Below are 23,774 nucleotides of genomic sequence, written 5' to 3'. Positions count from 1 at the left end.
CGAACACACGTCGTATAAACTCCGTCCACAAGGCACAAGGTGACACACCCGGTCCTGGTTTCCGCGGAGTTCCTGTCGCCCCGGTTGACGGGCGACTGACCGAGCCGCACCCTCGTTCACACCGACCTGGGCCCCCACCTCTCCGGCCTTCCGTGAGCAGACAGCGCCGTCCGCCCCACCCCTCCTCGCGCCGCCGCGCCTGTCGAATGAGAGGCGACCCACATGCCGCTGCACGTACCCCCTGCCCCCGCGCCTGCCCTGCGCTCCGTCCTCACCGCCCTCGGCTCCCCCACCGCGGTCCGTGAGGCCCGAACCCCCTCCCTGCGCGCCGTGCAGGGGCCCGCGACACCGGAACTCCCGCTCCCCGTCCACGTGCTGGACCGGATCACCGCACAAGGCCTGTCCTCCACCCGGCTGGCCGGCTGGCGTTTCCTGATCCGGTGCGGCGACCGTGCCGTGGCGGCGGCCGAGACCATGCTCACCCCCGACGGCTGGGCCTTCTCGCACTTCTTCGAGGGCCCGTACGTCGCCTCCACCGAGCGCGCGCTTCAGCAGGCGGAGGCGCTGCCACAGCCGTACCAGGCGCGACTGCTGTCCGTGCCCGGCCTGTACATGCTCACCCTGTGGCTGCACGGGGACTGCTCCGGCGACGGTGCCGAGGGCCATCCGGCCGCCACCGACCTGCTCGTCCCGCTGGCGCCCGCCCCGCCCGGCATCCCGGCGCACCGCCCGTTCCGCGTCGCCGAGTTGCTTCCGGTGCTGACCCATCGGGCGACTCCTCTTCCCCTGCTCGGCTCGCCGGTGCTCGGCTCTCCCGCCTGACCCGTGTGCCCGCGTACCCCGCTGCCCGGACGGGAAGCGGGGTACGACCGACTCTTCGTCACTTTGCCGTCGCCCTGCCGTCCGGACTAGTCCTATCCGACCAGAGCGAACCATCCGAAGTGACAGTGCAGTTGGAGTGAACCGTCCGGGCGGGTGACGCGTCATGAACCTGTGAGAAGCGGTGCTGTGAAATCCCTGCGGAATGACTCCCAGAGGACAACACTGGTTTCAGACCGACTCTTCATCACGGGGGACGGACATGATCACAACAGACCGAAAGATCCCGCCCATGTGCCAGCACCAGCCGCCGTGCCCGACAGCCGAATCCGCCGACCGGGAGTCCGCCCGTCTCGTGGCGCACCACCCGGAACAGGGATGGAGCCTGCTGTGCAACGGTGTCCTGCTCTTCGAGGACACCGGCGAGCTGCTGCCCGACGGCCGCATCATCGCCCCGCACCGCCCGCTGGGTGCGGGTCAGGTGATGACCGCCGCCTGAGCACGGCACAGTGACCCTACGGGGCCGGCCGCACGCACCCGTGCGCACCGGCCCCGACGCGCGCCGGGGACCGGCTGCGGCCACGCGGGTGCCGCCGAGTCGCGGACGTGCCTCGGAGGTGACCACCGCGAGACCGAGACGGTGCCGAGCGTCGGCCGGGCCATGGGCAGCAGCACCCTCCGGAAGAACCCGAAGGCGCTACAGGCCGGTATCCGCGAACGTCACCGAAACATTCGAGCGCGTCCAGGGGCGAGCACGCGGAGCTGTGGCGACCGCCGTCATCCCCGGCGCGGGAAGAGGTCTTCCCAGACTGCGCGGGCCGTCCGGCTGGTCGGATCGCCGGTGTGGGAGTGGGATGGAGGAAGGGAGGTCCTCACTCGGGCGCGCCGCGGGCGTCATCCTGCCAGCGCCCGTGCGGAACGGTGGAGACATGTCCGGATACGACGTCTCGACGATCACACGAGTGGTGGTCGGCGTGAGCGGCTCACTGGGCAGCGTCACGGCTCTGCGACGGGCCACCGCGCTCGCCCGCCGACTGGGCGCGGAGCTGTGGCCGGTGCTGGCCTGGGAGCCGCCGGGCGGTGACTCCGCCGTGCGCCGCTCCCCCGCCGCCGGCCTGCCGGTCGAGGAGTGGCAGCGGCTCGCCAAGCTGCGGCTGGCCTCGGTGCTCGAGGAGATCTTCGACGCGGAGGGGCCGGGGGTGCCGATGCGGCCCCTCGTGGTGCAGGGCGCGCCGGGCCGGGCGCTGGTGGCGACCGCGGACCGGGAGAACGACCTGCTCGTCGTGGGCGCGGGGCGGCGCGGGCTGCGGCGGGCCTTCTCGGGCCGCGTCTCCCGGCACTGCCTGGCCCACGCGGTCTGCCCGGTCCTGGCGGTCCCGCCGTCCCCGCTGCAGTCCGAGCTGCTGTCCGTCCACCGGCGCAACACCTGGCACCTGCGCATCGACACCCGGGACCTGTGAGCCCCACCGACGGCGCGCCCGTGGCGCGGCGCGATAGAGGCCGCCGACCCGGCCGGACCACCCCCGGAGCCCACCGCCGTCCCGGAGCCCGCGGCCCGACGCGCTCAAGGCACCCGCGGCCGGCCGGGGTCTCGACGCCGGCGTCCGGTGCTGCGCGACGCCCTCGGCAGCCGGGTCGGGATCATGACGCTCGGTGGCCGTCACCCTCCCGTGCCGGCCCGCGCCCGCCGGTTCACCCGTTCGGTCCCGGCCCCGGCCAACCGCCCCGGCCTCCCCTTCTTCGTGCGGTCTCTCCGCTCCCCGGCGATTCTTAACGCAAGTTTGACGCCTCCCGCCCACCGATCCGGGGGCCTGAGCGTCACGCTCTGCTTACGCTGGTGCCGCCGTCCGCGTGATGGCTGGAAAGAGCTGAGCCGCACGTCAGGAGCACGCCGATGGCCACGACCGAGCGCCCTCCCAGTACCGGCCGCCTGCGCGCCTGGATGCTGGAGGGCCTGTCCGACATGGGCAAGGGCGGTGGCCACACCGGACCGCACGCCGAGCCGGAGCCTCCGCACCAGGGGCAGCGCTGGTGGCGGGTGATGTGCCTGACCGGTGTCGACTACTTCTCCACCCTCGGCTACCAGCCCGGCATCGCGGCCCTGGCGGCCGGCCTGCTGTCGCCGATCGCGACGATCGTGCTCGTCATAGTCACCCTGGCCGGCGCCCTGCCGGTCTACCGCCGGGTGTCCGAGGAGAGCCCGCACGGCGAGGGCTCCATCGCGATGCTGGAGCGGCTGCTGTCCTTCTGGCAGGGCAAACTCTTCGTGCTCACCCTGCTGGGCTTCGCGGCGACCGACTTCCTGATCACCATCACCCTCTCGGCGGCCGACGCCTCCACCCACCTGGTGGAGAACCCGCACCTGACCGGCACCCTGCACGGTCATCAGATGGTGATCACCCTGTTCCTGGTGGCCCTGCTCGGCGCGGTGTTCCTCAAGGGCTTCCTGGAGGCGATCGGCGTCGCGGTCGCCCTGGTCGGGATCTATCTGGTCCTGAACGTCGTGGTCGTGGTCGCCGGCCTGTGGCACGTCATCACCGCCGGCCACGTGATCACCGACTGGAGCAGCGCCCTGGTCACGGAGCACGGGAACGTCTTCGTGATGATCGGCGTCGCGCTGATCGTCTTCCCGAAACTCGCCCTCGGTCTCTCCGGCTTCGAGACCGGCGTGGCCGTCATGCCGCACGTCCAGGGCGACCCGGGCGACAGCGAGCAGCGGCCGGCCGGCCGGATCAGGGACACCAAGAAGCTCCTGACCACCGCCGCGCTGATCATGAGCTGCTTCCTGATCGCCACCAGCTTCATCACCACGCTCCTGATCCCGGAGAACGAGTTCAAGCCGGGCGGCGCCGCCAACGGCCGCGCGCTCGCCTACCTCGCGCACGAGTACCTCGGCAACGCCTTCGGCACGGTGTACGACGTCTCGACCATCGCCATCCTGTGGTTCGCCGGCGCCTCCGCCATGGCCGGTCTGCTCAACCTGATGCCGCGCTATCTGCCCCGCTACGGCATGGCCCCGCACTGGGCGCGCGCGGTGCGCCCGATGGTCATCGTGTTCACGCTGGTCGCCTTCCTGGTGACCTGGATCTTCGACGCCAACGTCGACAAGCAGGGCGGCGCCTACGCCACCGGTGTGCTGGTGCTGATCAGCTCGGCCGCGATCGCGGTGACGATCGCCGCGCGCAAGGCGGGCCAGCGGGGCTGGACCATCGGGTTCGGTGCGATCGCGGCGGTCTTCCTCTACACGACCGTCGTGAACGTCATCGAGCGTCCGGACGGTGTGAAGATCGGTGCCTGCTTCATCGCGGGCATCATCCTGGTCTCACTGCTGTCCCGGCTGGCCCGCGCCTTCGAGCTGCGCGTGACGAGCGTGACGCTCGACCCGATGGCGGAACGTTTCGTCCGGGACATGGCCAGCCGGAAGATGCGCTTCATCGCCAACGAGCCGGGCCACCGGGACAAGGCGGAGTACCGGGACAAGGTCGAGCAGATCCGTGCCGACAACGACATGCCCGAGCAGGAGGACTTCGTCTTCGTCGAGGTCACCGTCACCGACCCGTCCGAGTTCGAGGCGGGGCTGACCGTGCGCGGCGAGGTGCTGCACGGCCGCTACCGGGTGCTGACACTGGAGTCCGCCTCCATCCCGAACGCCCTCGCCGCGCTGCTGCTGCACGTCCGTGACGTCACCGGGTGCACCCCGCACATCTACTTCGAGTGGACCGAGGGCAGTCCGTTCGCCAACTTCCTGCGCTTCTTCCTCTTCGGCCAGGGCGAGGTGGCTCCGGTCACCCGCGAGGTACTGCGGGAGGCGGAGCCGAACCGGTCACGCAGGCCGCGGGTGCACACCGGCTGAGCCATGGGGCGGCGGGCCGGGAGCGGACCGGGCTCCACCTCGGGAGGCCAGGACCGGGCCCCGCATCCCACGCGTGGCACGGCGCGGCGCTGACGTCATATCGCGTTGTACCCGACATATCGCGTTGTACCCGACGGCCAACCCACGTGCGTCGATCCCGGTGCGAGGCCCTATCGTGACCGGCATGCAGTCCTACACGATCGGCCAGGCCGCACGGCTGCTCGGCGTCAGCCCGGACACCGCACGACGCTGGGCCGACGCCGGCCGGGTGACGACCCATCGCGACGAGTCCGGCCGGCGGCTCATCGACGGCAGCGACCTCGCGGCGTTCTCCGTCGAGCTGGCCAAGAGTGGCGGCGAGGAAGACGCCTCGCACACCTCGGTCCGCAACGCCTTCCCCGGCATCGTCACCGCCATCAAGCTCGGCGACGTCGCCGCCCAGGTGGAGATCCAGGCCGGCCCGCACCGGCTCGTCTCACTGCTGACCCGGGAAGCCGTGGAGGAGCTGGGCCTGGAGGTCGGCATGGAGGCCACCGCGCGCGTGAAGTCCACGAACGTGCACATCGACCGCGTCTGACCCGGCAGCACGCTCATCGGGCCGAGCGGGAGCCGGCCCGGCCGTCGCGGCCTGGGCCAACGGCCCGGGGCCGCTCACCGGGCCGAGCGGGAGCCTGCCCGGCCGTCGCGGCCTGGGCCGACGGCCCGGGGCGCGAAGGGCGCGCGGATCACACACTCGCGGCCGACGGGTGACCGGGAGCGGCCGGTGCCGGACGGAGCCGGCCGGCGGTCTCGCGCCGTTCGGCCGTCCCGAAGCGGTAGCCCCCGTCCACCCGGATCGCGGTGATCCCGCTGATGTGGCGTGCCCCGCACCGGTCCTGCGGAAGCACCAACTGGGGCCCGGCCGCGTCCAGCGGGGTGCCGTCGATGGTGACCCCCAGCAGTACGGGCGCGTCGGCGAAGTCCGGGTCGATCTCCGCCCAGGACAGCAGGGCGTGATGCCCGTCGGTGCCGGTGACCGCGATCAGGAACCGCAGCCGGTCCTTGCGCCGGGCCGGATCGAACCCGGGACCGGCGTCGGCGAGCACGTCGTACAGGCGCGGGCCGGCGAACTCGTGGTGCTGGATGCCGCTGGTCGCGCACTCGAAGCTGACGTCCGCCCGGTGCTGCGGCCAGCGCAGCAGGTCCGGCACGGTCAGCCGGGCGGGCCGTACCAGATCGCCGGCCAGGGTGAGTTCCGCGAGCGTCACCGTCGACCACCTCCGGCAGCACCGTACCCGCCCGGAAGGGCCGTACAAACGCATATGCAAGCTACAAGTCGCAAGTTCGCAGCTCATGCGATACGACAGGAGACTAACACCTGGCAGATGCGGCAGTATCATCGGCGCACGGCCGAAGCCCGGCCGTCATGGGCGCGACAGATGTTCCACAGAACCCGAGGAGTAGATCCGTGATGACCCGTTCCGTGCGCCGCACCCGGCGGATGCTGCAGCTGGCCGGTGCGGGAGCCGCCGCCCTGATGGCACTCAGCGCCTGCTCCTCCTCGTCGGACTCGAAGGACGCGTCCGGCTCCTCGGACACGTCGTCGGCTTCCCCCAAGGTGTCCGGCGACATCACCGTGTTCGCCGCCGCCTCCCTGAAGGAGAGCTTCACGGCCCTGGGCAAGGAGTTCGAGCAGGAGCACCCGGGCACCAAGGTCAACTTCAACTTCGGCGGCAGTGACACCCTCGCCGCGAGCATCACCGGCGGCGCCCCGGCCGATGTCTTCGCCGCCGCCAGCCCCAAGACGATGAAGATCGTGACGGACAAGGGCGACGCGGCCGGCACCCCGGCCACGTTCGTCCGCAACCAGCTGGAGATCGCCACCCTGCCGGGCAACCCCGACAAAGTCTCCTCCCTCAAGGACCTGACCAAGTCCGGTCTGAAGGTCGTCCTGTGCGACAAGACGGTGCCGTGCGGCGCCGCCGCGCAGAAGACCCTGGACGCCGGCAAGGTCGAGCTGACCCCGGCCTCCTACGAACAGGACGTCAAGAGCGCCCTGACCAAGGTGGAACTGAAGGAGGCCGACGCCGCGGTCGTCTACAAGACCGACGTGAAGGCCGCGGGTGGCAAGGTGGAGGGCGTGGAGTTCCCCGAGTCCGCCGAGGCGATCAACGATTACCCGATCGTCCTGCTCAAGGATGCGCCGAACGCCGAGGCCGCGAAGGCGTTCATCGCTCTCGTGCAGTCCGCCGAGGGCCAGAAGGTGCTGAGCGGGGCCGGGTTCCTCAAGCCGTGACCTCGCTCGACAAGCCCGGCGTCGTGGCCGGCCCCCGCTCGGGCCGGCCACGACGCCGCCGCGTCGGCGCGGGGGGCCGACGCGGGGTGCCGTTGCCGCTGCTGCTGCCGGCCCTGGTGGCACTGGCGTTCCTGCTGCTGCCGCTGCTCGCGCTGCTCGTCCGCGCGCCCTGGCACAGCCTGCCGGACCAGCTGACCAGCACCGAGGTCTGGCAGGCGCTCCAGCTGTCGCTGGTCACCGCCACCGCGGCGACCGCCGTCAGCCTCGTTCTCGGCGTGCCGCTGGCCTGGCTGCTGGCCCGTACGGAGTTCCCCGGCCGGCGTCTCGTACGGGCTCTGGTGACCCTCCCGCTCGTGCTGCCGCCGGTGGTCGGCGGTGTGGCCCTGCTGCTCGCGCTGGGCCGCAACGGCGTCATCGGGCAGTGGCTCGACTCGTGGTTCGGGATCACCCTGCCGTTCACCACCACCGGGGTCGTGATCGCCGAGGCGTTCGTGGCGATGCCGTTCCTGGTGATCAGTGTCGAGGGCACCCTGCGCGCGGCCGACCCGCGCTACGAGGAGGCGGCCACCACGCTGGGCGCCTCCCGCTTCACCGCGTTCCGGCGGGTCACGCTGCCGCTGATCGCGCCCGGCATCGCGGCCGGGGCGGTGCTGGCCTGGGCGCGGGCACTCGGCGAGTTCGGCGCGACGATCACGTTCGCGGGCAACTTCCCCGGCCGCACCCAGACCATGCCCCTCGCGGTGTACCTGGCGCTTCAGAACGACCCCGAGGCCGCGATCGCCCTCAGCCTGGTGCTGCTCGCCGTGTCGATCGCGGTACTGGCGGGGCTGAGGGACCGCTGGATGACGACATCATGACGAACCCCCACCACACCACAGCCGACGACACCCACCCCCACCCGCAGGGGCCTCCAGGCCTCGACGCCCACCTCGTCGTCGACCGCTCCGGCTTCCGCCTGGACGTCACCCTGACGGCCGCTCCCGGAGACGTCGTCGCCCTCCTCGGCCCCAACGGCGCCGGCAAGACCACCGCCCTGCGCGCCCTCGCCGGTCTCACCCCTCTCACCGAGGGCCACCTGCGCCTGGACGGCACCGCGCTGGAGGACACTCCCCCGGAGTCCCGCCCGGTCGGCGTGGTCTTCCAGGACTACCTCCTCTTCCCGCACCTGTCCGCCCTGGACAACGTCGCCTTCGGCCCCCGCTGCCGCGGCGCGGGCAAGGCCGAGGCCCGTACGCAGGCCGCGGCCTGGCTGGAGCGGATGGGCCTGTCCGGCCACGCGGGCGTCAAACCGCGCCGTCTCTCCGGCGGCCAGGCCCAGCGCGTGGCCCTCGCCCGGGCCCTGGCCACCCGGCCCCGGCTGCTGCTCCTGGACGAGCCGCTGGCCGCCCTGGACGCCCGTACCCGCCTGGAGGTCCGGGCCCAGCTGCGCCGCCATCTGGCGGAGTTCGAGGCGGTGTCGGTGCTGGTCACCCACGACCCCCTGGACGCCATGGTGCTCGCGGACCGGCTGGTGGTCGTGGAGCACGGGCGGGTCGTGCAGGAGGGCACCCCCGCGGACATCGCCCGGCACCCGCGCACCGACTACATCGCCCGGCTCGTCGGCCTCAACCTCTACCGGGGCCAGGCCGCCGGGCACGCCGTCCGGCTGGACGCCGGACCCGTGATCACGACCACGGAGGAGTTGTCCGGCCCGGTGTTCGTGGCGTTCCCGCCGTCCGCGGTGACCCTGTTCCGGGACCGGCCCTCCGGCGCCAGCGCCCGCAACCTGTGGCGCTGCGAGGTCGCCGGGCTGGAGACACAGGGCGACCAGATCCGCGCCGACCTCACCGGCGAGCTGCCGCTCGCGGCGGACCTGACCACGGTCGCCGCGGCCGAGCTGGACCTGCATCCCGGTGCATCGGTCTGGGCGACGGTCAAAGCGACGCAGACCCACGCATACCCGGCCTGACCGGACCGGAGCCCTACCGTGGGTGCCCATGACCCTGAGCATCCGAAACCAGCTGCCCGGCACCGTCACCGAGGTGCACCCCGGCGAGGTCATGGCCACCGTCAAGGTCCGGTTGGACGGCGGCCCGCACCTCACGGCCGCCATCACCCTGGAGGCCGTCGAGCAGCTCGCCCTCGCCCCCGGCACGGCCGTCCGTGCCCTGGTGAAGTCGACCGAGGTCTCCCTCGCCACCCAGCGGGTCGAGGGCCTGTCGATCCGCAACCAGCTGCCCGGCAGCATCGCCCGGCTCGTCACGGGCGAGGCCATGGCGTCCGTGAAGATCTCCCTCGCCGCCGGCGAGCTGACCGCCGTGATCACGAAGGACGCGGTCGGCGACCTCGGCCTGTTCGTGGGCTCCGACGTCGTCGCCCTGATCAAGGCCACCGAGGTGTCCCTGGCGACGGCCTAGACACGGGTGAGGGCCCCGTCCGCGGCAGCCGGACGGGGCCCTCACCTTCGCTCACTCAGTCCTCGTAGGCGTCCAGCGGCGGGCAGGAGCACACCAGGTTGCGGTCGCCGAAGGCCTGGTCGATGCGGCGCACCGGCGGCCAGTACTTGTCGGCGGCCGAGACACCGGCCGGGAAGACGGCCTCGTCACGGCTGTAGGCGTGCGCCCACTCACCGCCGAGCGCGGCGGCGGTGTGCGGGGCGTTGCGCAGCGGGTTGTCCTCCGCGGGCCACTCGCCCGAGCCGACCTTCTCGATCTCCGCGCGGATGGCGATCATCGCCTCGCAGAAACGGTCCAGCTCGGTGATGTCCTCGGACTCGGTCGGCTCGATCATCAGCGTGCCGGCCACCGGGAAGGACATGGTCGGCGCGTGGAAGCCGTAGTCGATCAGGCGCTTGGCGACGTCGTCCACGCTGACGCCGGTCGCCTTGGCCAGCGGGCGCAGGTCGATGATGCACTCGTGCGCGACCAGGCCGCCGGGGCCGGTGTAGAGCACCGGGTAGTGCGGCTCCAGGCGCTTGGCGATGTAGTTCGCCGACAGCACGGCCACCTGCGTGGCGCGCTTGAGACCCTCGCCGCCCATCAGACGGACGTACGCCCACGAGATGGGCAGGATGCCCGCGCTGCCCCAGGGCGCCGCCGAGATCGGGCCCACGCCCGTCTCCGGGCCGGCCTCCGGCTGGAGGGGGTGGTTCGGCAGGTACGGCGCCAGGTGCGAGCGGACCGCGACCGGGCCGACGCCCGGACCGCCGCCGCCGTGCGGGATGCAGAAGGTCTTGTGCAGGTTCAGGTGGGAGACGTCACCGCCGAAGTGGCCCGGCTTGGCGAGGCCGACGAGCGCGTTGAGGTTGGCGCCGTCGACGTACACCTGACCGCCGGCCTCGTGGACCTGGGCGCAGATGTCGGCGACATGCTCCTCGAACACACCGTGCGTCGACGGGTAGGTGATCATCAGCACCGACAGCTCGTCGCGGTACTGCTCGATCTTGGCCCGCAGGTCCTCGACGTCGATCTCGCCGTCCTCGGCGGTCTTGACCACGACGACCTTCATGCCGGCCATCACGGCGCTGGCGGCGTTCGTGCCGTGCGCCGAGGACGGGATCAGGCAGACGGTGCGCTGCTCGTCACCGTTGGCGCGGTGGTAGCCGCGGACGGCCAGCAGACCGGCCAGCTCGCCCTGCGAACCGGCGTTCGGCTGGAGGGAGACCTTGTCGTAGCCGGTGACCTCGGCGAGACGGTCCTCCAGCTCGTGGATGAGCGTGAGGTAGCCCTGCGCCTGCTCGGCCGGGGCGAAGGGGTGCAGCTGCCCGAACTCGGGCCAGGTGACCGGCTCCATCTCCGTGGTCGCGTTGAGCTTCATGGTGCAGGAGCCCAGCGGGATCATGCCGCGGTCGAGCGCGTAGTCGCGGTCGGCCAGCTTGCGCAGGTAGCGCAGCATCGCGGTCTCGGAGCGGTGCTGGTGGAAGACCGGGTGGTTGAGGTAGGCGTCGGTGCGCAGCAGCGCCTCGGGCAGGGTGTCCTCGGCGGTCGCGTCCAGCGCCTCGATGTCGGCCTCGACCCCGAAGGCGGACCAGACGGCGGCCACCTGGGCCCGCTTGGTCGTCTCGTCGCAGGCGACGGAGACGTGGTCGGCGTCGACCAGGCGCAGGTTGACCCCGTTCACCCGGGCGGCGGCGACGACCTCGGCGGCCTTGCCGGGCACGCGCGCGGTGAGCGTGTCGAAGTAGGCGCCGTGGACGATCTCGACACCGCCGGCCGTCAGACCGGCGGCGAGGATGGTCGCGTAGCGGTGGGTGCGCCGGGCGATGGTCTTCAGGCCCTCGGGCCCGTGGTAGACGGCGTACATGCCGGCCATCACGGCGAGCAGCACCTGCGCGGTGCAGATGTTGCTGGTCGCCTTCTCCCGGCGGATGTGCTGCTCACGGGTCTGGAGCGCGAGCCGGTAGGCCTTGTGGCCGTCGGCGTCGACGGAGACACCGACCAGACGGCCGGGCAGGCTGCGCGCGAACTTCTCGTGGACGGCCATGTAGCCGGCGTGCGGACCGCCGAAGCCCATCGGCACACCGAAGCGCTGGGTGGTGCCGACGGCGATGTCCGCGCCCAGCTCGCCGGGCGAGGCCAGCAGGGTCAGCGCGAGCAGGTCCGCGGCCACGGTCACCAGGGCGCCCAGTTCGTGCGCCTGGTCGATGAGCGGCTTGATGTCGCGTACGGCACCCGAGGCGCCCGGGTACTGGATCAGCACGCCGTTGATCTGACGCTCGGCGATCTCCGCCGGGATGCCCTCGGCGAGGTCGGCGACGACGACCTCGACGCCCGTCGGCTCGGCACGCGTCTGGATCACGGCGATGGTCTGCGGCAGGGCGTCCGCGTCGACCAGGAACAGGCCCTTCTTGTTCTTGCCCATGCGCAGGGACAGCGCCATCGCCTCGGCGGCGGCGGTGCCCTCGTCCAGCAGGGAGGCGCCGGAGGTCGGCAGGCCGGTCAGCTCGGCGACCGTCGTCTGGAAGTTCAGCAGGGCCTCCAGGCGGCCCTGGGAGATCTCCGGCTGGTACGGCGTGTAGGCCGTGTACCAGGCCGGGTTCTCCATGACGTTGCGCAGGATGACGGGCGGCGTGAAGGTGCCGTAGTAGCCCAGGCCGATCATGGAGTCGAGGACCTGGTTGCGGTCGGCGAGCGAGCGCAGCTCGGCGAGCACCTCGGCCTCGGTCCGGGCGCCCGGCAGGTCCAGGGCGTCGGCGTTCTTGATCACATCCGGGACCGCGGCGGCGGTCAGCTCGTCGAGGGAGCCGTACCCGACGTGCGCGAGCATCTTGGCCCGCGCCTCCTGGTCGGGCCCGATGTGGCGCTGCTCGAACGGGATGCCCGCTTCGAGCTCGGAGAGCGGAATGCGATGGGCGGTCATTGCGGAGGCCTCCTGGTCTGACGCGACCTGCGAGGGGCGCCCCGGCACGGGCACCCCGACGGCCTCCCCCTCTGTCATCTCAACCTGAGAGCTTCACCGGGCGTGCTAAAGCGCCGGCTTTCACCGTCGGTGAGAGCGGGAGCCGTCGACACCCGCTCTGCTTTCCAGAGTGACCTCGTCCGTGCGGTACGTGAGCCTGAGAGATTCCGGGGAGGATTTGCTCCTTCGGCGCCTCCGAGATGATCGGAGGACTCTCCCGCACGGGTTCAGCAGCCGCTGTCAGCCTACCAGCGAGGTCAACGGCGGAGGCTTCGAGTGGCCGCCTCCTTGAATGTGCTCTTTTGTAGTGCTTACGGATGAGTTGCGACCAAGTGGAGGGAGAGGGGCCGTGCAGACCGACATCGATCCGCGCAACCTGATCGGCCGCAAGGCGTTCGACCGCAATGGCACCAAGATCGGCACCATCGACGAGGTGTACCTGGACGACGCGACCGGCGTACCCGAGTGGGCCGCCATACGCACCGGCCTGTTCTCCCGGGACGCCTTCGTCCCCCTGGAGCCCAGCGAACTCGTCGAGGGCACTCTGCACGTCCCCTTCGACCGCGCCCTGATCAAGGACGCCCCCGACTTCGGCGTGGGCCGTCACCTCTCCCCCGAACAGGAGCTCCAGCTCTACCACCACTACGGCCTCGACGTGAACCAGCCCCCCGGGGTCCCGGACCGCGACTTCGGCAAGCTGGCGGGCTCGGAAGAGCCCTGACGCACCCACGTACGACCTTCCCCGCACCGACCTCCGATCCGGTCCCGGCCACCCCCTGGCAGACGTCCCCGACCCGTCCTCACCCCTCACCCCTCAGCCCGCGGTCGCCTCCCGCCCCACCCCAGCGGTCGCATCCTGCCCCACCCCCGCGGTCGCATCCCGCCCCACCTCCGCGGTCGCATCCCGTCCCGCTCCCGCGGTGCGTCCTCCGCCGGCCTCCTGTCCCACGTCCACCGGCCGGGCCGGACCTGCTTCCCGGCCGGCACCCACGGCTCGGCCGGGGCCGTCCTCCCTGGGGTCGCCGTCGGCACCGGACACATGGGAGACGTCCGACACCAGCGGCAACGGATCCGCGGCCGACAGCGCGGGATCGTCCACGGAGAACGTCCGCACCCGCCCCGGAGCGGACTGCGGCGTCTCGAACCGCACGGTGACACGCCCCAGCCCGCTCCCCTGCACCCACCCGTGCCCGTGCCCGGCGTGCCGCACGTCCTGTCCGGCACGCCACTGCCGATCGGCAGGCTCCGGCCGCTCCGTGACGGCCTCGACCGCCCCCTTCTCCGGTTCCTGCCCCACAGGCACCGGCATCGCCTGCGCGAACAGGTCCTCCTGCGTGTAGTCGGCGAGCCCGGAGACGCCCACACCGAGCAGCCGCACCCCTCCCGTGGTGTCCACGGAGTCCAGCAGCCGCGCCGCCGCCTCACGGATGACCGCGGGGTCGTCCGTGGGCCCCCTGAGCGTCTCGGAGCGGGTCAGGGTGGAGAAGTCGTACCTCCGCACCTTGAGCACGATGGTCCGCCCGGACAGCCCGGCCCCGCGCAGCCGCCCCACGCACCGGTCGGCCAGCCGCTGCACCTCCATCCCGACCCGCAGCCGGTCGTGGATGTCCACGTCGTACGTGTCCTCCACCGACACCGACTTGGCCTCCCGCTCGGCCACCACCGGCCGCTCGTCCCGGGCCAGGGCCATGGAGTACAGCGCGTGTCCGTGCGCCTTGCCGAGCAGCCGGACCAGCTCGTCCTCGCCCGCCTCGGCCAGCTCCTGCACCGTGCTGATCCCGGCCCGGCGCAGATGGTCACCGGTGGCCGGCCCGACACCGGGCAGGGTGCGCACCGACATGGGCCCCAGCAGCGCCCGCTCGGTCCCCGGCTCGATCAGCAGCAAGCCGTCCGGCTTGGCCTGCTCGGAGGCGATCTTCGCGAGCATCTTGGAGGCCGCGAGCCCCACCGATCCGGTCAGCCCGGTGACCGCCCGGATGTCCGCGCGCAGCTTCACCCCGGCCCGCCGCGCCGACTCCTCGTCCCGGGCCGTCCCCCCGGCCTCCAGGTCCACGAACGCCTCGTCCAGGCTCAGCGGCTCGACCAGCGGCGACAGCTCCCGCAGCAGCGCCATCACCTGCTCGCTGATCGTCCGGTACAGCGTGAAGCGCGGGACCAGGTACGCCGCGTTGGGTGCCAGCCGGCGCGCCTGGGCCATGGGCATCGCCGAGTGGACCCCGAACACCCGTGCCTCGTACGACGCGGTGGCCACCACACCACGCGGTCCGAGCCCGCCCACGACGACCGCCTTCCCGCGCAGGCTCGGCTTGGACGCCTGCTCCACCGAGGCGAAGAAGGCATCCATGTCGAGATGCAGGATCGTGGGCGCGTTTCTCACATCTCCGATGCTGCACCACGGCACTGACAATGAGGTGGTGCGGGAGGCGCCCTCACTGGGCGGGGTGGTCAGACCGCCCGGTTGCGGCGGCGCGCCAGCTCGTCCGCCGGGTTGTGCCCGACGAGGGTCTCGCCGGTGTCGATGCGCTCGCCGTGCAGCTGGGAGAGGGCGCTTTCCACGTCCCGCCACACCACGCCGACGGCGATCCCGAAGATGCCCTGGCCGCCCTGGAGCAGCGCGTGGACCTCGTCCGGCGAGGTGCACTCGTACACGGTGGCGCCGTCGCTCATCAGGGTCATCCGCTCCAGATCACGGAAACCGCGTTCTCTGAGGTGCTGGACGGCCGTGCGGATGTTCTGCAGTGACACCCCGGTGTCCAGGAACCGCTTCACGATCTTCAGGACGACGACGTCCCGGAAGCTGTACAGACGCTGGGTGCCCGACCCGTATGCGGGCCGCACGCTGGGCTCGACCAGACCGGTGCGGGCCCAGTAGTCGAGCTGCCGGTAGGTGATGCCGGCAGCGGCGCAGGCCGTGGGCCCGCGATAGCCGATCTCCTCGGACGTCATGGACGCCACCCCTCCGCCGTTCGGCACCGCCGTCGGCAGCTGCGGAGCCTGCTCCACCGCGCCGCCGGGACGGGCGTATCCCCCGCCTGAGCGCAGCCGCGAGTCCGGGGGCGGGTACGGACCGCTCTCCCCGAAACCGCGTCCGGGGGCACCCCCAGCCGTACCGTCGCCGCTGGTTCTCACGCCGACCTCCGTCCTTGACCTGCCTTCTCGACGGTAGGCAGTCACCAGGGGTGCGTCAACGATCGCCACACTCGGCACGCCGAGTGATAATCACCCAAGGAGTGGTTTCCCGTGTCCCACCGCGGGGAAAGGCTAGCCGAATGCGCTCGCGGGAGGCCGTAGGACGCTCTCACTGGCCGGAGGCAATTGCCGGGGCGCCGGCCGCGCGGAGCCGCCGACCGCGCCGGAGGAGACCCCCGTCCGGCGGGCCCGCCCCGCGTCTCACTGGCTGCTGGTACCGAAGTCCTCGGGCGAGATCTGGTCGAGGAACTCGCGGAACTTCTCCACCTCGTCCTCCTGCTCGTCCGGGATGGCGATGCCCGCGTCGTCCAGCACGGTGTCACTGCCGTAGATCGGCGTACCGGTGCGCAGGGCCAGCGCTATGGCATCGGAGGGGCGGGCGCTCACCTCCACCCCACTGGCGAACACCAGCTCCGCGTAGAAGACGCCTTCCCGCAGATCGGTGATACGCACTTCGGTCAGCTCCTGGCCGACGGCCTCCAGCACGTCCTTGAACAGGTCGTGGGTCAGCGGTCTGGCGGGGGCCATGCCCTGCTGGGCGAAGGCGATCGCCGTCGCCTCCCCCGGCCCGATCCAGATGGGGAGGTAACGGTCGCCCCCCACTTCGCGCAGGAGCACGATCGGTTGGTTGGAGGGCATTTCGACCCGGACACCTACGACATCGAGCTCGTTCACACAGCAACCCTAGGCCGTGCCCGGGATGTTTGGGTAGTCGGGCCGGGAACAGGTGCCCGATCCGGCCTCACCGGAGCCCGCCCGCTCAGGGGAGACGCACCCCGAGAGCGGTCTTCACCAGGGCCGCGTGCAATTTCATCGTGAGGGCCGCCAGCTCCCTGGTGCGGGCCTCGGCATGCGCCCTGGTCTGCGGGTTGCGGTGGCGCTTGAGCGGGGCCACCACCTGGTCGACCAGCCCCGCCTCGCGATCGGCGGCGGCCTTCATCACCCGAAGGTGGCGCGGCTCGATCCCGAACCGGCCCAGTTCGGCGACGAGCGAGGCCACCGTGACGGCCTCGGCGTCGTACGCCCCGTCCTCCAGGGGAGCGATGAGCCCGTAGGACTCCCACTCCTTCAGCATTCCCTCGTCGATGTCCGCCGCGGCCAGCAGCTCGGCCTTGCCGATCCTGGCCACCGTGGGCCCCTCCAGGGCCGCCGGCGCGTCCTCGGCGGTGCGCTGGCGCCCGACCAGGGGCAGCGCGACGGCCTCGCCCCGCTCCATGGCGTCCAGGTGTTCCCGGATCACCCGGAGCGGCAGGTAGTGGTCGCGCTGCATCCGCAGGATGTGACCGAGGCGCTCGACGTCCTCGGCGCTGAACTTGCGGTAGCCCGACGGGGTCCGCCGCGGCTCGACGAGCCCCTCGGACTCCAGGAAGCGGATCTTGGAGATGGTGACTTCGGGGAACTCGTCGCGCAGCACGTTCAGCACCGCGCCGATGCTCATCAGCCCACTGTCCCTGGCGGCGGTACCGCTTCCGGCACCGCCGCTCGGTGTTTGAACCATGGACCTTCCCTGGGTTCCCCCCGGACGTCGGCCCGGGGGCGGCTCAGATGCCCTGCCGGCTCGCGTAGAACACCAGCCGGTACTTGCCGATCTGCACCTCGTCACCGTTCGCCAGAGCGACCTGGTCGATGCGCTCGCGGTTGACGTACGTGCCGTTCAGGCTGCCCACGTCGGCCACCGTGAAGGAGCCGTCCGGGGAGCGCCGGAACTCCACGTGCCGCCGTGAGACCGTCACGTCGTCCAGGAAGATGTCGCTCTGCGGATGACGCCCGGCCGTCGTCAGGTCGCTGTCCAGCAGGAAGCGGCTGCCCGAGTTCGGACCCCTGCGGACCACCAGCAGCGCCGAGCCCAGCGGCAGCGCGTCCACCGCGGCCTGGGCCTCGGGAGACAGCATCGGCACCGCCGTCTGGCCGGTCACCTCGGAGTCGTAGGCCTCGAGACCGGAGATCGAAATCGTGGAGGTCGTCTCCGAGGCCCGCTCGGGCGCGACGCCCGGACGCAGCGGCGCCCCACAGTTGGAACAGAAGCGGGCGTTCTCCGCATTGCGGTTACCGCACCTCGTACACACCAGGACCGACATCGACGGATCCTCCTGCCGCGGCTGCCCCGCCGGGGCGTTGGACGCGTACGGGTCGGGAGCAAACCCTCCACCCGTACCTGAGGTTGACGGTTGCCCGAAACCTATGCCGCCGGACTGGGCAGGGTCAACAGACGCCGCGCCCTGACCTCCCGAAATGTCACCGCCCGGACCAGCGACCTGGTCCCGGAACAGCGGGCGCTGGCCCTCCGCGTCAGGCTGTGCGCGATGACGAGCGGTCGCGTTGGCGTTGCCCTCTCGCGCGCTCTTGCCGAACAACTTCGCAAACAACTTCACGGGCGATTCCCCTTGACCGAAACAGACCCGCCCGTGGGGCAGGACGAACCCTGATTGCCTACACCGGCCGAGCCGGACATTCTCACAACGTCCGTATCCACCAGACAGTTTCCACCACGCACCACCTCTTCGGTGCGCCGACCCCCCGCAACCTCATGCCCCTGCCCGACGGACCCCATGCACCGCCGGTTCACTGGGAGGACGACCGAGCGTAGTCAGGCCGCTTCACCTGTCGCAAGGCTTCCACAATGATCTTGTCCGACCGCTCGACGGTTACCGTGGCCTGCTCCTTCTCCAGGGTCTGCACCACGCCTCCAGGGATGTTCAGCGCCGGCTCGAGGTCCTGCGGCTTGCCGATGACCTTGAAACGATACGGGGCATTGATCTTGTTCCCGTCGACGCTCACCCGGTTGTCGGAGTCGGTGAAGTAACTGCCGGCGACCACCCGGACCCCGTTGACCTGGATCGCCTCCGCGCCGGCCGCGCGCAGCTCCTGGATCGCGTCGAGCAGCATGTCCGCCTGGACCGTTCCCTTCGTGTCCTCGATCGTCAGGGTGATGCCGGGACCCTGTGCCGCCACGGTGCCCGCCAGGATGCCGAGTTGTCTTTCCTTCTCGGCAGTCTGCCTGCGGGCCTCCGCGGCCTGGTCGGAGCTGCTCTGCAGCTCCGACCGCTGCTTTTCGAGTCCCTGCTTCTCGTCCTCAAGACGCTGAGTACGCGAATCCAGTTCATCGAGGATGCGCACGAGATCTTCCTGGCGCGCGCCGCGCAGCGCGCTGTCGGTGTCGCTGTTGGACGCCACCTGCACGGCCAGTCCGAAGCCGAGGCCGAACAACAGCAGCGCGACGATGAGTTGAGCGCGCGTGAAACGGGGCGGCCACAGGCCCTTGACGAGCCGCTGCCGGCCCGTGAGCGGTTGCCGAGGCTCCTCCTGGCCCGGCTGCCCCGCGCCGGGCGCGGGTGCGGGCACTTCGGCCGGCAGTTCCCTGCGCAGCCGGTTCTCGGGCTCGCCGTTCCGGTCGTTTTCCTCGTTCCGGTCGTTCTGCCCGTGCCCGACATTCTGCTCTTTCCGGGTGTTCTGCTCGTGGCGGGCGTTCTGCTTGTTCAGCTCGTTCCGGTCATTCCGGTCGTTCTGTTCGCTCATCGGTGTCACGCCCGGAACACGTGCCGCCGGATGGCCGCGGCGTTGGAGAAGATCCGGATGCCCAGGACCACGACGACACCCGTGGACAGCTGCGCGCCCACACCCAACTTGTCCCCCAGGAACACGATGAGTGCGGCGACGACCACGTTCGACAGGAAGGAGACCACGAAGACCTTGTCGTCGAAGATGCCGTCCAGCATGGCCCGCAGACCGCCGAAGACGGCGTCCAGCGCCGCGACGACGGCGATCGGCAGATAAGGCTCGACGACCGCCGGAACCTCGGGTCGGACCAACAGGCCGGCCACGACTCCCACGACGAGGCCCAGTACGGCGATCACGATGTGCCCTTCTCGGTTTTCTCGGACTTCGGCTGTGCTGTACGTACGATCACACTGGGTGCGGCGGGCAGTCGGACCTCGCCCTCCGTGGAGATGGTGGCGCGGATGCCGTACTGCTCCTCCAGGGCATGCAGGTACAGGCCGTCGGCACCGTTCTGGAACCCCGTACTCAACTTGTCCCCGTCCCCTACCGCCAGCACCGTGTACGGCGGCACCAGCGGCCTGTTGTCGACCAGTATCGCGTCACCCGCTGCCCTGATCGCGGACAGGGCGGTCAGCCGCTGCCCGTTGATGGAGATCGCCTCGGCTCCGGAGGCCCACAGTCCGTTGACCACGCGCTGCATGTCGCGGTCACGGACCCGGCCGGTGTCGGAGAAGTCCGACGTCTCGCGGGGGTTCGTGCCGTCACCCCCGGTGCTGGCCTCCTTGGCGTCGTTCACGACGAGCTTGACGCCGGGACCGTGCACCGCGGTGGCGCCGGACAGCAGCCCCGCAAGGTCCACGTCGGCGCTGCCCCCGCTCGACTTCAGGGCCGCCCGCTGGCGTGCGCTGACGTCGTCGCGCAGCTTGTCGACGGTGCTCTCGAGCTGGTCCGCGTCCTCGGTCTCGCTGTCGATGCGGTCGATCAGCTCCTGGCGTTCCTTGGCCACCACGGGCGCCGCGACGCGCGCCTGCGCCGCCCCCACCGTCACGACGAGCGCCGCGAGGACGAGACCGGCCGCCAGGACCAGCTTGGCCCGGAGCGTCTTCGGCATACCGCCCTCGCCGCCCTGGGACTTCTTCCGGGCGGCGGCCTCGGCGTATCCGTCGTCGAGGCTGTGGTCCATGACGTTGGTGATCAACGACATGGAGGCGTCCGGGCGCTGCGGCCGCGCGGGGCTGCTCCGAACGGGGGGTTGCTGCGGCATGCCGCACATCGTCGCATGTCGCGACCAGTACCTCCGAACGGCCCCACCGGCGTGCCGGACAGGCCCCCTTGGGGACACTTGTCCGGCACGCACGCGTGCAGCGGCTTTTGCCGCCCTGCGCGGCCGGGTACCGCCCGGGGACGCCGGATCGACGGCCCCGGGCCTTTCCGCTGCTTACCGGCCGGCGCTGTCCACGACGGCCGACCACTCGTCCAGCAGAGCCTGTGCGGAGGCGTCGTCGGGGCCCTCCGCCCACAGGTGGGTGACGGCCTCGGCCGGGTCGGGCAGCACCATCACCCAGCGCCCGTCGGTCTCGACGACCCGCACACCGTCGGTCGTGTCGACGAAGCGATCTCCTGCCGCCTCGACCACTCGCCGCATCACCAGGCCCTTCACCGCCCACGGCGTCGCCAGGTCCCGCTTGAGGACGTGGGCCCGCGGAATGCGGGCGTCGATCTGGCTCAGCGTCAGCTGCGTCCGCGCGACCAGCCCGATCAGCCGTACGAAGGCCGCCGTGCCGTCGTACACGCTGCTGAATTCGGGGACGATGAATCCGCCCTTGCCGTCACCGCCGAAGATGGTGCCCTCTTCACCGCCCACGCGCGTGAGGTCGTCCGGCGAGGTGGTGGTCCACTCGACCTGGGTGCCGTGGTAGGCGGCCACCTGTTCGGCGATCCGGGTGGTGGTGACCGGCAGCGCCACCCGTCCGCTGCGCCGCTCGGCGGCCACCAGGTCCAGCATGACCAGCAGTGCCCGGTCGTCCTCGATGATCCGGCCCTTCTCGTCGACGAGCGACAGCCGCTCACCGACGGGGTCGAACCGCACACCGAACGCGGCTCCGGAGGACGCCACGATCTCGCCGAGCCGTACCAGCCCGTTGCGCCGCATCTCGCCGGTCTCCGTCGGCCGGGACTCGTCGAGACCGGGGTTGATGGTCAGCGAGTCCACGCCGAGTTTGCCGAGCAGGCTGGGCAGCACGAGCCCGGCACTGCCGTTCGAGGCGTCCACGACGACCTTGAGACCCGATTCCGCTATTCCGGCCGTGTCGACGTTCCGCAGCAGCGATCCGGTGTACGAGTCGAAGACGCTGGCGGGGAAGTACAGGTCGCCGATCTCGCCGGGGAACGCCCGCCGGTACTCCTGGCGCGCGAACACCCGGTCGAGCTTGCGCTGGCTGCCCTGCGAGAGGTCCGCGCCCTGCCCGTCGAAGAACATGATGTCCACCGAGTCGGGGACACCGGGCGAGGTCCTGATCATGATGCCGCCGGCGCTTCCCCGTGCGGTCTGCTGCCGGGCCACGGGCAGCGGCACGTTCTCCAGGTCGCGTACGTCGATGGCGCTGGCCTGGAGCGCGGAGATCACCGCACGTTTGAGCGCGCGGGCACCCCGGGAGTGGTCACGGGCGGTGGTGACCGTGGAGCCCTTCTTGAGGGTCGTCGCATAGGCGCCGGCGAGCCGTACCGCCAGTTCGGGCGTGATCTCCACGTTCAGGATGCCGGTGACGCCACGGGCGCCGAACAGATGGGCCTGTCCCCGGGACTCCCAGATCACCGACGTGTTGACGAAGGCGCCGGCCTCGATGGTCTTGAACGGGTATACGCGGACGTTGCCCTGAACGATCGATTCCTCACCGATCAGGCACTCGTCGCCGATGACGGCGCCGTCCTCGATCCGGGCCGCCCGCATGATGTCGGTGTTCTTGCCGACGACACAGCCGCGGAGATTGCTGTGCTGCCCGACGTACACGTTGTCGTGCACGACGGCCTTGTGCAGGAAGGCTCCGCTCTTGACGACGACGTTCGAGCCGACGACGGTGTGCTCGCGGATCTCGGCGCCGGCCTCGACCTTCGCGTAGTCGCCGATGTACAGCGGCCCGCGCAGTTCGGCGTCGGGGTGCACCTCGGCTCCTTCGGCGACCCACACGCCCGGGGAGATCTCGAAGCCGTCGATGTCGACGTCGACCTTGCCTTCGAGGACGTCGGCCTGGGCCTTCACGTAGCTCTCGTGGGTGCCGACGTCCTCCCAGTAGCCCTCGGCGACATAGCCGTAGATCGGCTTGCCGTCCTTCATGAGCTGGGGGAAGACGTCGCCGGACCAGTCGACCGGCACATCGGCTTCGACGTAGTCGAAGACCTCGGGCTCCATGACGTAGATGCCGGTGTTGACCGTGTCGGAGAAGACCTGTCCCCAGGTCGGCTTCTCGAGGAAGCGCTCGACCTTGCCTTCCTCGTCGACGATGGTGATGCCGAACTCCAGCGGATTGGGAACGCGGGTCAGGCAGACCGTGACCAGCGCGCCTTTCTCCTTGTGGAAATTGATCAGCTCCGTGAGGTCGAAGTCCGTCAGGGCATCGCCGGAGATGACGAGGAAGGCATCGTCCTTCAACGCCTCTTCGGCGTTCTTGACGCTTCCGGCGGTACCGAGTGGCTTCTCCTCATTGGCATAGGTGAGCTCCATGCCGAGTTCTTCGCCGTCGCCGAAATAGTTCTTGACGAGCGATGCCAGGAACTGGACGGTGACAACGGTCTCGGTGAGCCCGTGCCTTTTGAGCAGCCGTAGCACGTGCTCCATGATCGGGCGGTTCGCCACGGGCAGGAGCGGCTTGGGCATGCTAGAGGTCATGGGGCGCAGGCGAGTGCCTTCGCCCCCGGCCATCACGACGGCCTTCATGTCGGAAGCGTCCTCCTCCAAGAGACGACGGTCTAGCCGACTTCACCCGTCCAGATTGTCCCGCACTTTTCGACCGCGGGCCATCGAGGCGTCATGTCCGGACAATCGCCGAGCTCAATCGGCCGTGGCGTCCGCTCGAACCAATCGGCGGACTTGTACCACGTAGAGCACTCCTGCCCACCAATAGAGGGTTGTACCCCACCCGGCGAACGCCCATCCGAAAACTGCGGCGAGGGACGCGATCCAGTCACTTCCGTCGCTCAGGAGCAGGAGTGGGAAGGCGTACATCAGGTTGAAGGTTGCCGCCTTCCCGAGGAAGTTCACCTGCGGCGGCGGATAGCCGTGGCGGCGGAGGATGCCCACCATCACCAGGAGGACCAGTTCTCGCGCCAGCAGGAGCGCGGTCAGCCAGATCGGCAGGATCTCCCGCCAGGTGAGTCCGAGGAGTGTGGAAAGCACGTAGAGGCGGTCGGCGGCGGGATCGAGAAGCCGGCCGAGGCTGCTGATCTGATTCCAGCGCCGGGCGAGCTTGCCGTCGAGGTAGTCACTGATCCCGCTCAGGGCGAGGATGAGGAGGGCCCAGCCATCGCTCTTCGGGCCGCCGAACTCCGGCCTGAGGATCAGCCACAGGAACAGGGGTACGCCGACGAGCCGTGCCATGCTGAGGATGTTGGGGATGGTGAGGACCCGGTCTGTCTGGACACGGGTCTCCTGGACCTCCACCCGGGGGCCTCCTGTGCGAAAAGAGCCAACGATGCCCCCTGACCCTACCTCAACGCAAAAAAGCTCCGGCTCCTGGGCAGTGCCCAAGAGCCGGAGCTTCAAAAGGA

At 70.7% G+C, this 23,774-nt stretch carries 22 protein-coding genes, 1 pseudogene and 1 riboswitch; of the genes and pseudogenes, 10 read left to right on the top strand and 13 right to left on the bottom strand.

From position 1 onward, the window contains the following. The first annotated feature begins 222 nt into the window (after positions 1 to 222). Both JK361_RS36110 and JK361_RS36105 read left to right on the top strand, forming a co-directional pair. Positions 223 to 822 carry a hypothetical protein gene (locus tag JK361_RS36110; protein WP_201826528.1) on the top strand — a complete coding sequence of 200 codons (600 nt, stop codon included), beginning with the start codon at positions 223 to 225 and terminating at the stop codon, positions 820 to 822. A gap of 289 nt (positions 823 to 1,111) precedes the next feature. Further along, a complete protein-coding gene (locus tag JK361_RS36105; protein WP_201826526.1) occupies positions 1,112 to 1,318 on the top strand; it encodes a DUF5999 family protein in 207 nt (68 codons plus the stop codon). Positions 1,319 to 1,449: 131 nt separating this feature from the next. On the opposite strand, the pseudogene JK361_RS42760 reads toward JK361_RS36105, so the two are convergent. After that, positions 1,450 to 1,530 (bottom strand): annotated as a pseudogene (locus tag JK361_RS42760) (carbohydrate ABC transporter permease); the annotation flags it as partial. A 218-nt stretch (positions 1,531 to 1,748) separates the two neighbouring features. On the opposite strand from JK361_RS42760, the gene JK361_RS36100 reads away from it, so the two are divergent. The 3 genes from JK361_RS36100 to JK361_RS36090 all read left to right on the top strand — a co-directional run bounded on the left by JK361_RS36100 (position 1,749) and on the right by JK361_RS36090 (position 5,249). After that, positions 1,749 to 2,279 (top strand): universal stress protein, encoded by a 531-nt coding sequence (locus JK361_RS36100; protein WP_201826524.1) that lies wholly within the window; start codon positions 1,749 to 1,751, stop codon positions 2,277 to 2,279. Positions 2,280 to 2,713: 434 nt separating this feature from the next. Next, the gene (locus tag JK361_RS36095; protein ID WP_201826522.1) at positions 2,714 to 4,672 is read left to right on the top strand and encodes an APC family permease; all 1,959 of its coding nucleotides are present in this window, start codon (positions 2,714 to 2,716) and stop codon (positions 4,670 to 4,672) included. 184 nt (positions 4,673 to 4,856) lie between these two features. Next, a complete protein-coding gene (locus JK361_RS36090) occupies positions 4,857 to 5,249 on the top strand; it encodes a TOBE domain-containing protein (RefSeq protein WP_201826521.1) in 393 nt (130 codons plus the stop codon). A gap of 148 nt (positions 5,250 to 5,397) precedes the next feature. On the opposite strand, the gene JK361_RS36085 is transcribed toward JK361_RS36090, so the two are convergent. After that, positions 5,398 to 5,973 (bottom strand): molybdopterin-dependent oxidoreductase, encoded by a 576-nt coding sequence (locus JK361_RS36085; RefSeq protein WP_236054293.1) that lies wholly within the window; start codon positions 5,971 to 5,973, stop codon positions 5,398 to 5,400. A 149-nt stretch (positions 5,974 to 6,122) separates the two neighbouring features. On the opposite strand from JK361_RS36085, the gene modA reads away from it, so the two are divergent. Genes modA through JK361_RS36065 form a run of 4 tightly spaced genes read left to right on the top strand, consistent with a single transcriptional unit; the run spans position 6,123 to position 9,343 of the window. Beyond that, on the top strand, positions 6,123 to 6,947 hold the full coding sequence (gene modA / locus JK361_RS36080; protein WP_201826519.1) for a molybdate ABC transporter substrate-binding protein: 825 nt from the start codon (positions 6,123 to 6,125) through the stop codon (positions 6,945 to 6,947). Beyond that, positions 6,944 to 7,804 carry an ABC transporter permease gene (locus JK361_RS36075; protein ID WP_201826518.1) on the top strand — a complete coding sequence of 287 codons (861 nt, stop codon included), beginning with the start codon at positions 6,944 to 6,946 and terminating at the stop codon, positions 7,802 to 7,804. The genes modA and JK361_RS36075 overlap by 4 nt, the downstream gene beginning before the upstream one ends. After that, the gene (locus JK361_RS36070) at positions 7,801 to 8,895 is read left to right on the top strand and encodes an ABC transporter ATP-binding protein (RefSeq protein WP_201826513.1); all 1,095 of its coding nucleotides are present in this window, start codon (positions 7,801 to 7,803) and stop codon (positions 8,893 to 8,895) included. The genes JK361_RS36075 and JK361_RS36070 overlap by 4 nt, the downstream gene beginning before the upstream one ends. A gap of 28 nt (positions 8,896 to 8,923) precedes the next feature. Continuing rightward, positions 8,924 to 9,343 (top strand): TOBE domain-containing protein, encoded by a 420-nt coding sequence (locus tag JK361_RS36065; protein ID WP_201826511.1) that lies wholly within the window; start codon positions 8,924 to 8,926, stop codon positions 9,341 to 9,343. A gap of 55 nt (positions 9,344 to 9,398) precedes the next feature. Here JK361_RS36065 and gcvP read toward each other — a convergent pair whose 3' ends face one another. Then, positions 9,399 to 12,284 (bottom strand): aminomethyl-transferring glycine dehydrogenase, encoded by a 2,886-nt coding sequence (gene gcvP / locus JK361_RS36060; RefSeq protein ID WP_201826509.1) that lies wholly within the window; start codon positions 12,282 to 12,284, stop codon positions 9,399 to 9,401. Positions 12,285 to 12,458: 174 nt separating this feature from the next. Continuing rightward, positions 12,459 to 12,553: riboswitch (glycine riboswitch) on the bottom strand. Between the two features lie 119 nt (positions 12,554 to 12,672). Here gcvP and JK361_RS36055 point away from each other — a divergent pair. After that, a complete protein-coding gene (locus tag JK361_RS36055; protein ID WP_201826508.1) occupies positions 12,673 to 13,044 on the top strand; it encodes a PRC-barrel domain-containing protein in 372 nt (123 codons plus the stop codon). Positions 13,045 to 13,137: 93 nt separating this feature from the next. Here JK361_RS36055 and JK361_RS36050 read toward each other — a convergent pair whose 3' ends face one another. The 10 genes from JK361_RS36050 to clsA form a co-directional block, all read right to left on the bottom strand. Next, complete coding sequence (locus JK361_RS36050) at positions 13,138 to 14,700, bottom strand: DNA polymerase IV (protein ID WP_307787411.1); 1,563 nt, start codon at positions 14,698 to 14,700, stop codon at positions 13,138 to 13,140. A 68-nt stretch (positions 14,701 to 14,768) separates the two neighbouring features. After that, positions 14,769 to 15,452, bottom strand: coding sequence for a MerR family transcriptional regulator (locus JK361_RS36045; RefSeq protein WP_201826506.1), 684 nt, complete (start codon positions 15,450 to 15,452; stop codon positions 14,769 to 14,771). Positions 15,453 to 15,713: 261 nt separating this feature from the next. Beyond that, a complete protein-coding gene (locus tag JK361_RS36040) occupies positions 15,714 to 16,187 on the bottom strand; it encodes a bifunctional nuclease family protein (protein WP_026253112.1) in 474 nt (157 codons plus the stop codon). Positions 16,188 to 16,272: 85 nt separating this feature from the next. Beyond that, on the bottom strand, positions 16,273 to 17,010 hold the full coding sequence (gene ftsR, locus JK361_RS36035; protein WP_201826503.1) for a transcriptional regulator FtsR: 738 nt from the start codon (positions 17,008 to 17,010) through the stop codon (positions 16,273 to 16,275). A 43-nt stretch (positions 17,011 to 17,053) separates the two neighbouring features. Then, positions 17,054 to 17,884: a zinc-ribbon and FHA domain-containing protein gene (locus JK361_RS36030; protein WP_201826502.1), complete on the bottom strand. Its 831-nt coding sequence runs from the start codon at positions 17,882 to 17,884 to the stop codon at positions 17,054 to 17,056. A gap of 190 nt (positions 17,885 to 18,074) precedes the next feature. Beyond that, entirely contained in the window at positions 18,075 to 19,028 is a 954-nt protein-coding gene (locus JK361_RS36025; protein WP_236054265.1) for a DUF881 domain-containing protein, read from the bottom strand. 5 nt (positions 19,029 to 19,033) lie between these two features. Then, positions 19,034 to 19,366, bottom strand: coding sequence for a small basic family protein (locus tag JK361_RS36020; RefSeq protein WP_003988855.1), 333 nt, complete (start codon positions 19,364 to 19,366; stop codon positions 19,034 to 19,036). Further along, positions 19,363 to 20,214, bottom strand: a complete 852-nt coding sequence (locus JK361_RS36015) for a DUF881 domain-containing protein (protein ID WP_201826595.1) — start codon at positions 20,212 to 20,214, stop codon at positions 19,363 to 19,365. The genes JK361_RS36020 and JK361_RS36015 overlap by 4 nt, the downstream gene beginning before the upstream one ends. A 234-nt stretch (positions 20,215 to 20,448) precedes the next feature. Further along, complete coding sequence (locus tag JK361_RS36010) at positions 20,449 to 22,944, bottom strand: mannose-1-phosphate guanyltransferase (protein ID WP_201826500.1); 2,496 nt, start codon at positions 22,942 to 22,944, stop codon at positions 20,449 to 20,451. A gap of 114 nt (positions 22,945 to 23,058) precedes the next feature. Further along, entirely contained in the window at positions 23,059 to 23,667 is a 609-nt protein-coding gene (gene clsA / locus JK361_RS36005) for a cardiolipin synthase ClsA (protein ID WP_201826498.1), read from the bottom strand. Between the last annotated feature and the right edge of the window lie 107 nt (positions 23,668 to 23,774).

It is taken from the genome of Streptomyces musisoli (assembly GCF_016741855.1).
Classification (GTDB): Bacteria; Actinomycetota; Actinomycetes; order Streptomycetales; family Streptomycetaceae; genus Streptomyces; species Streptomyces musisoli.
Note: the sequence above shows the minus strand (reverse complement) of the source record. Positions and strands in the feature narration are given on the sequence as shown.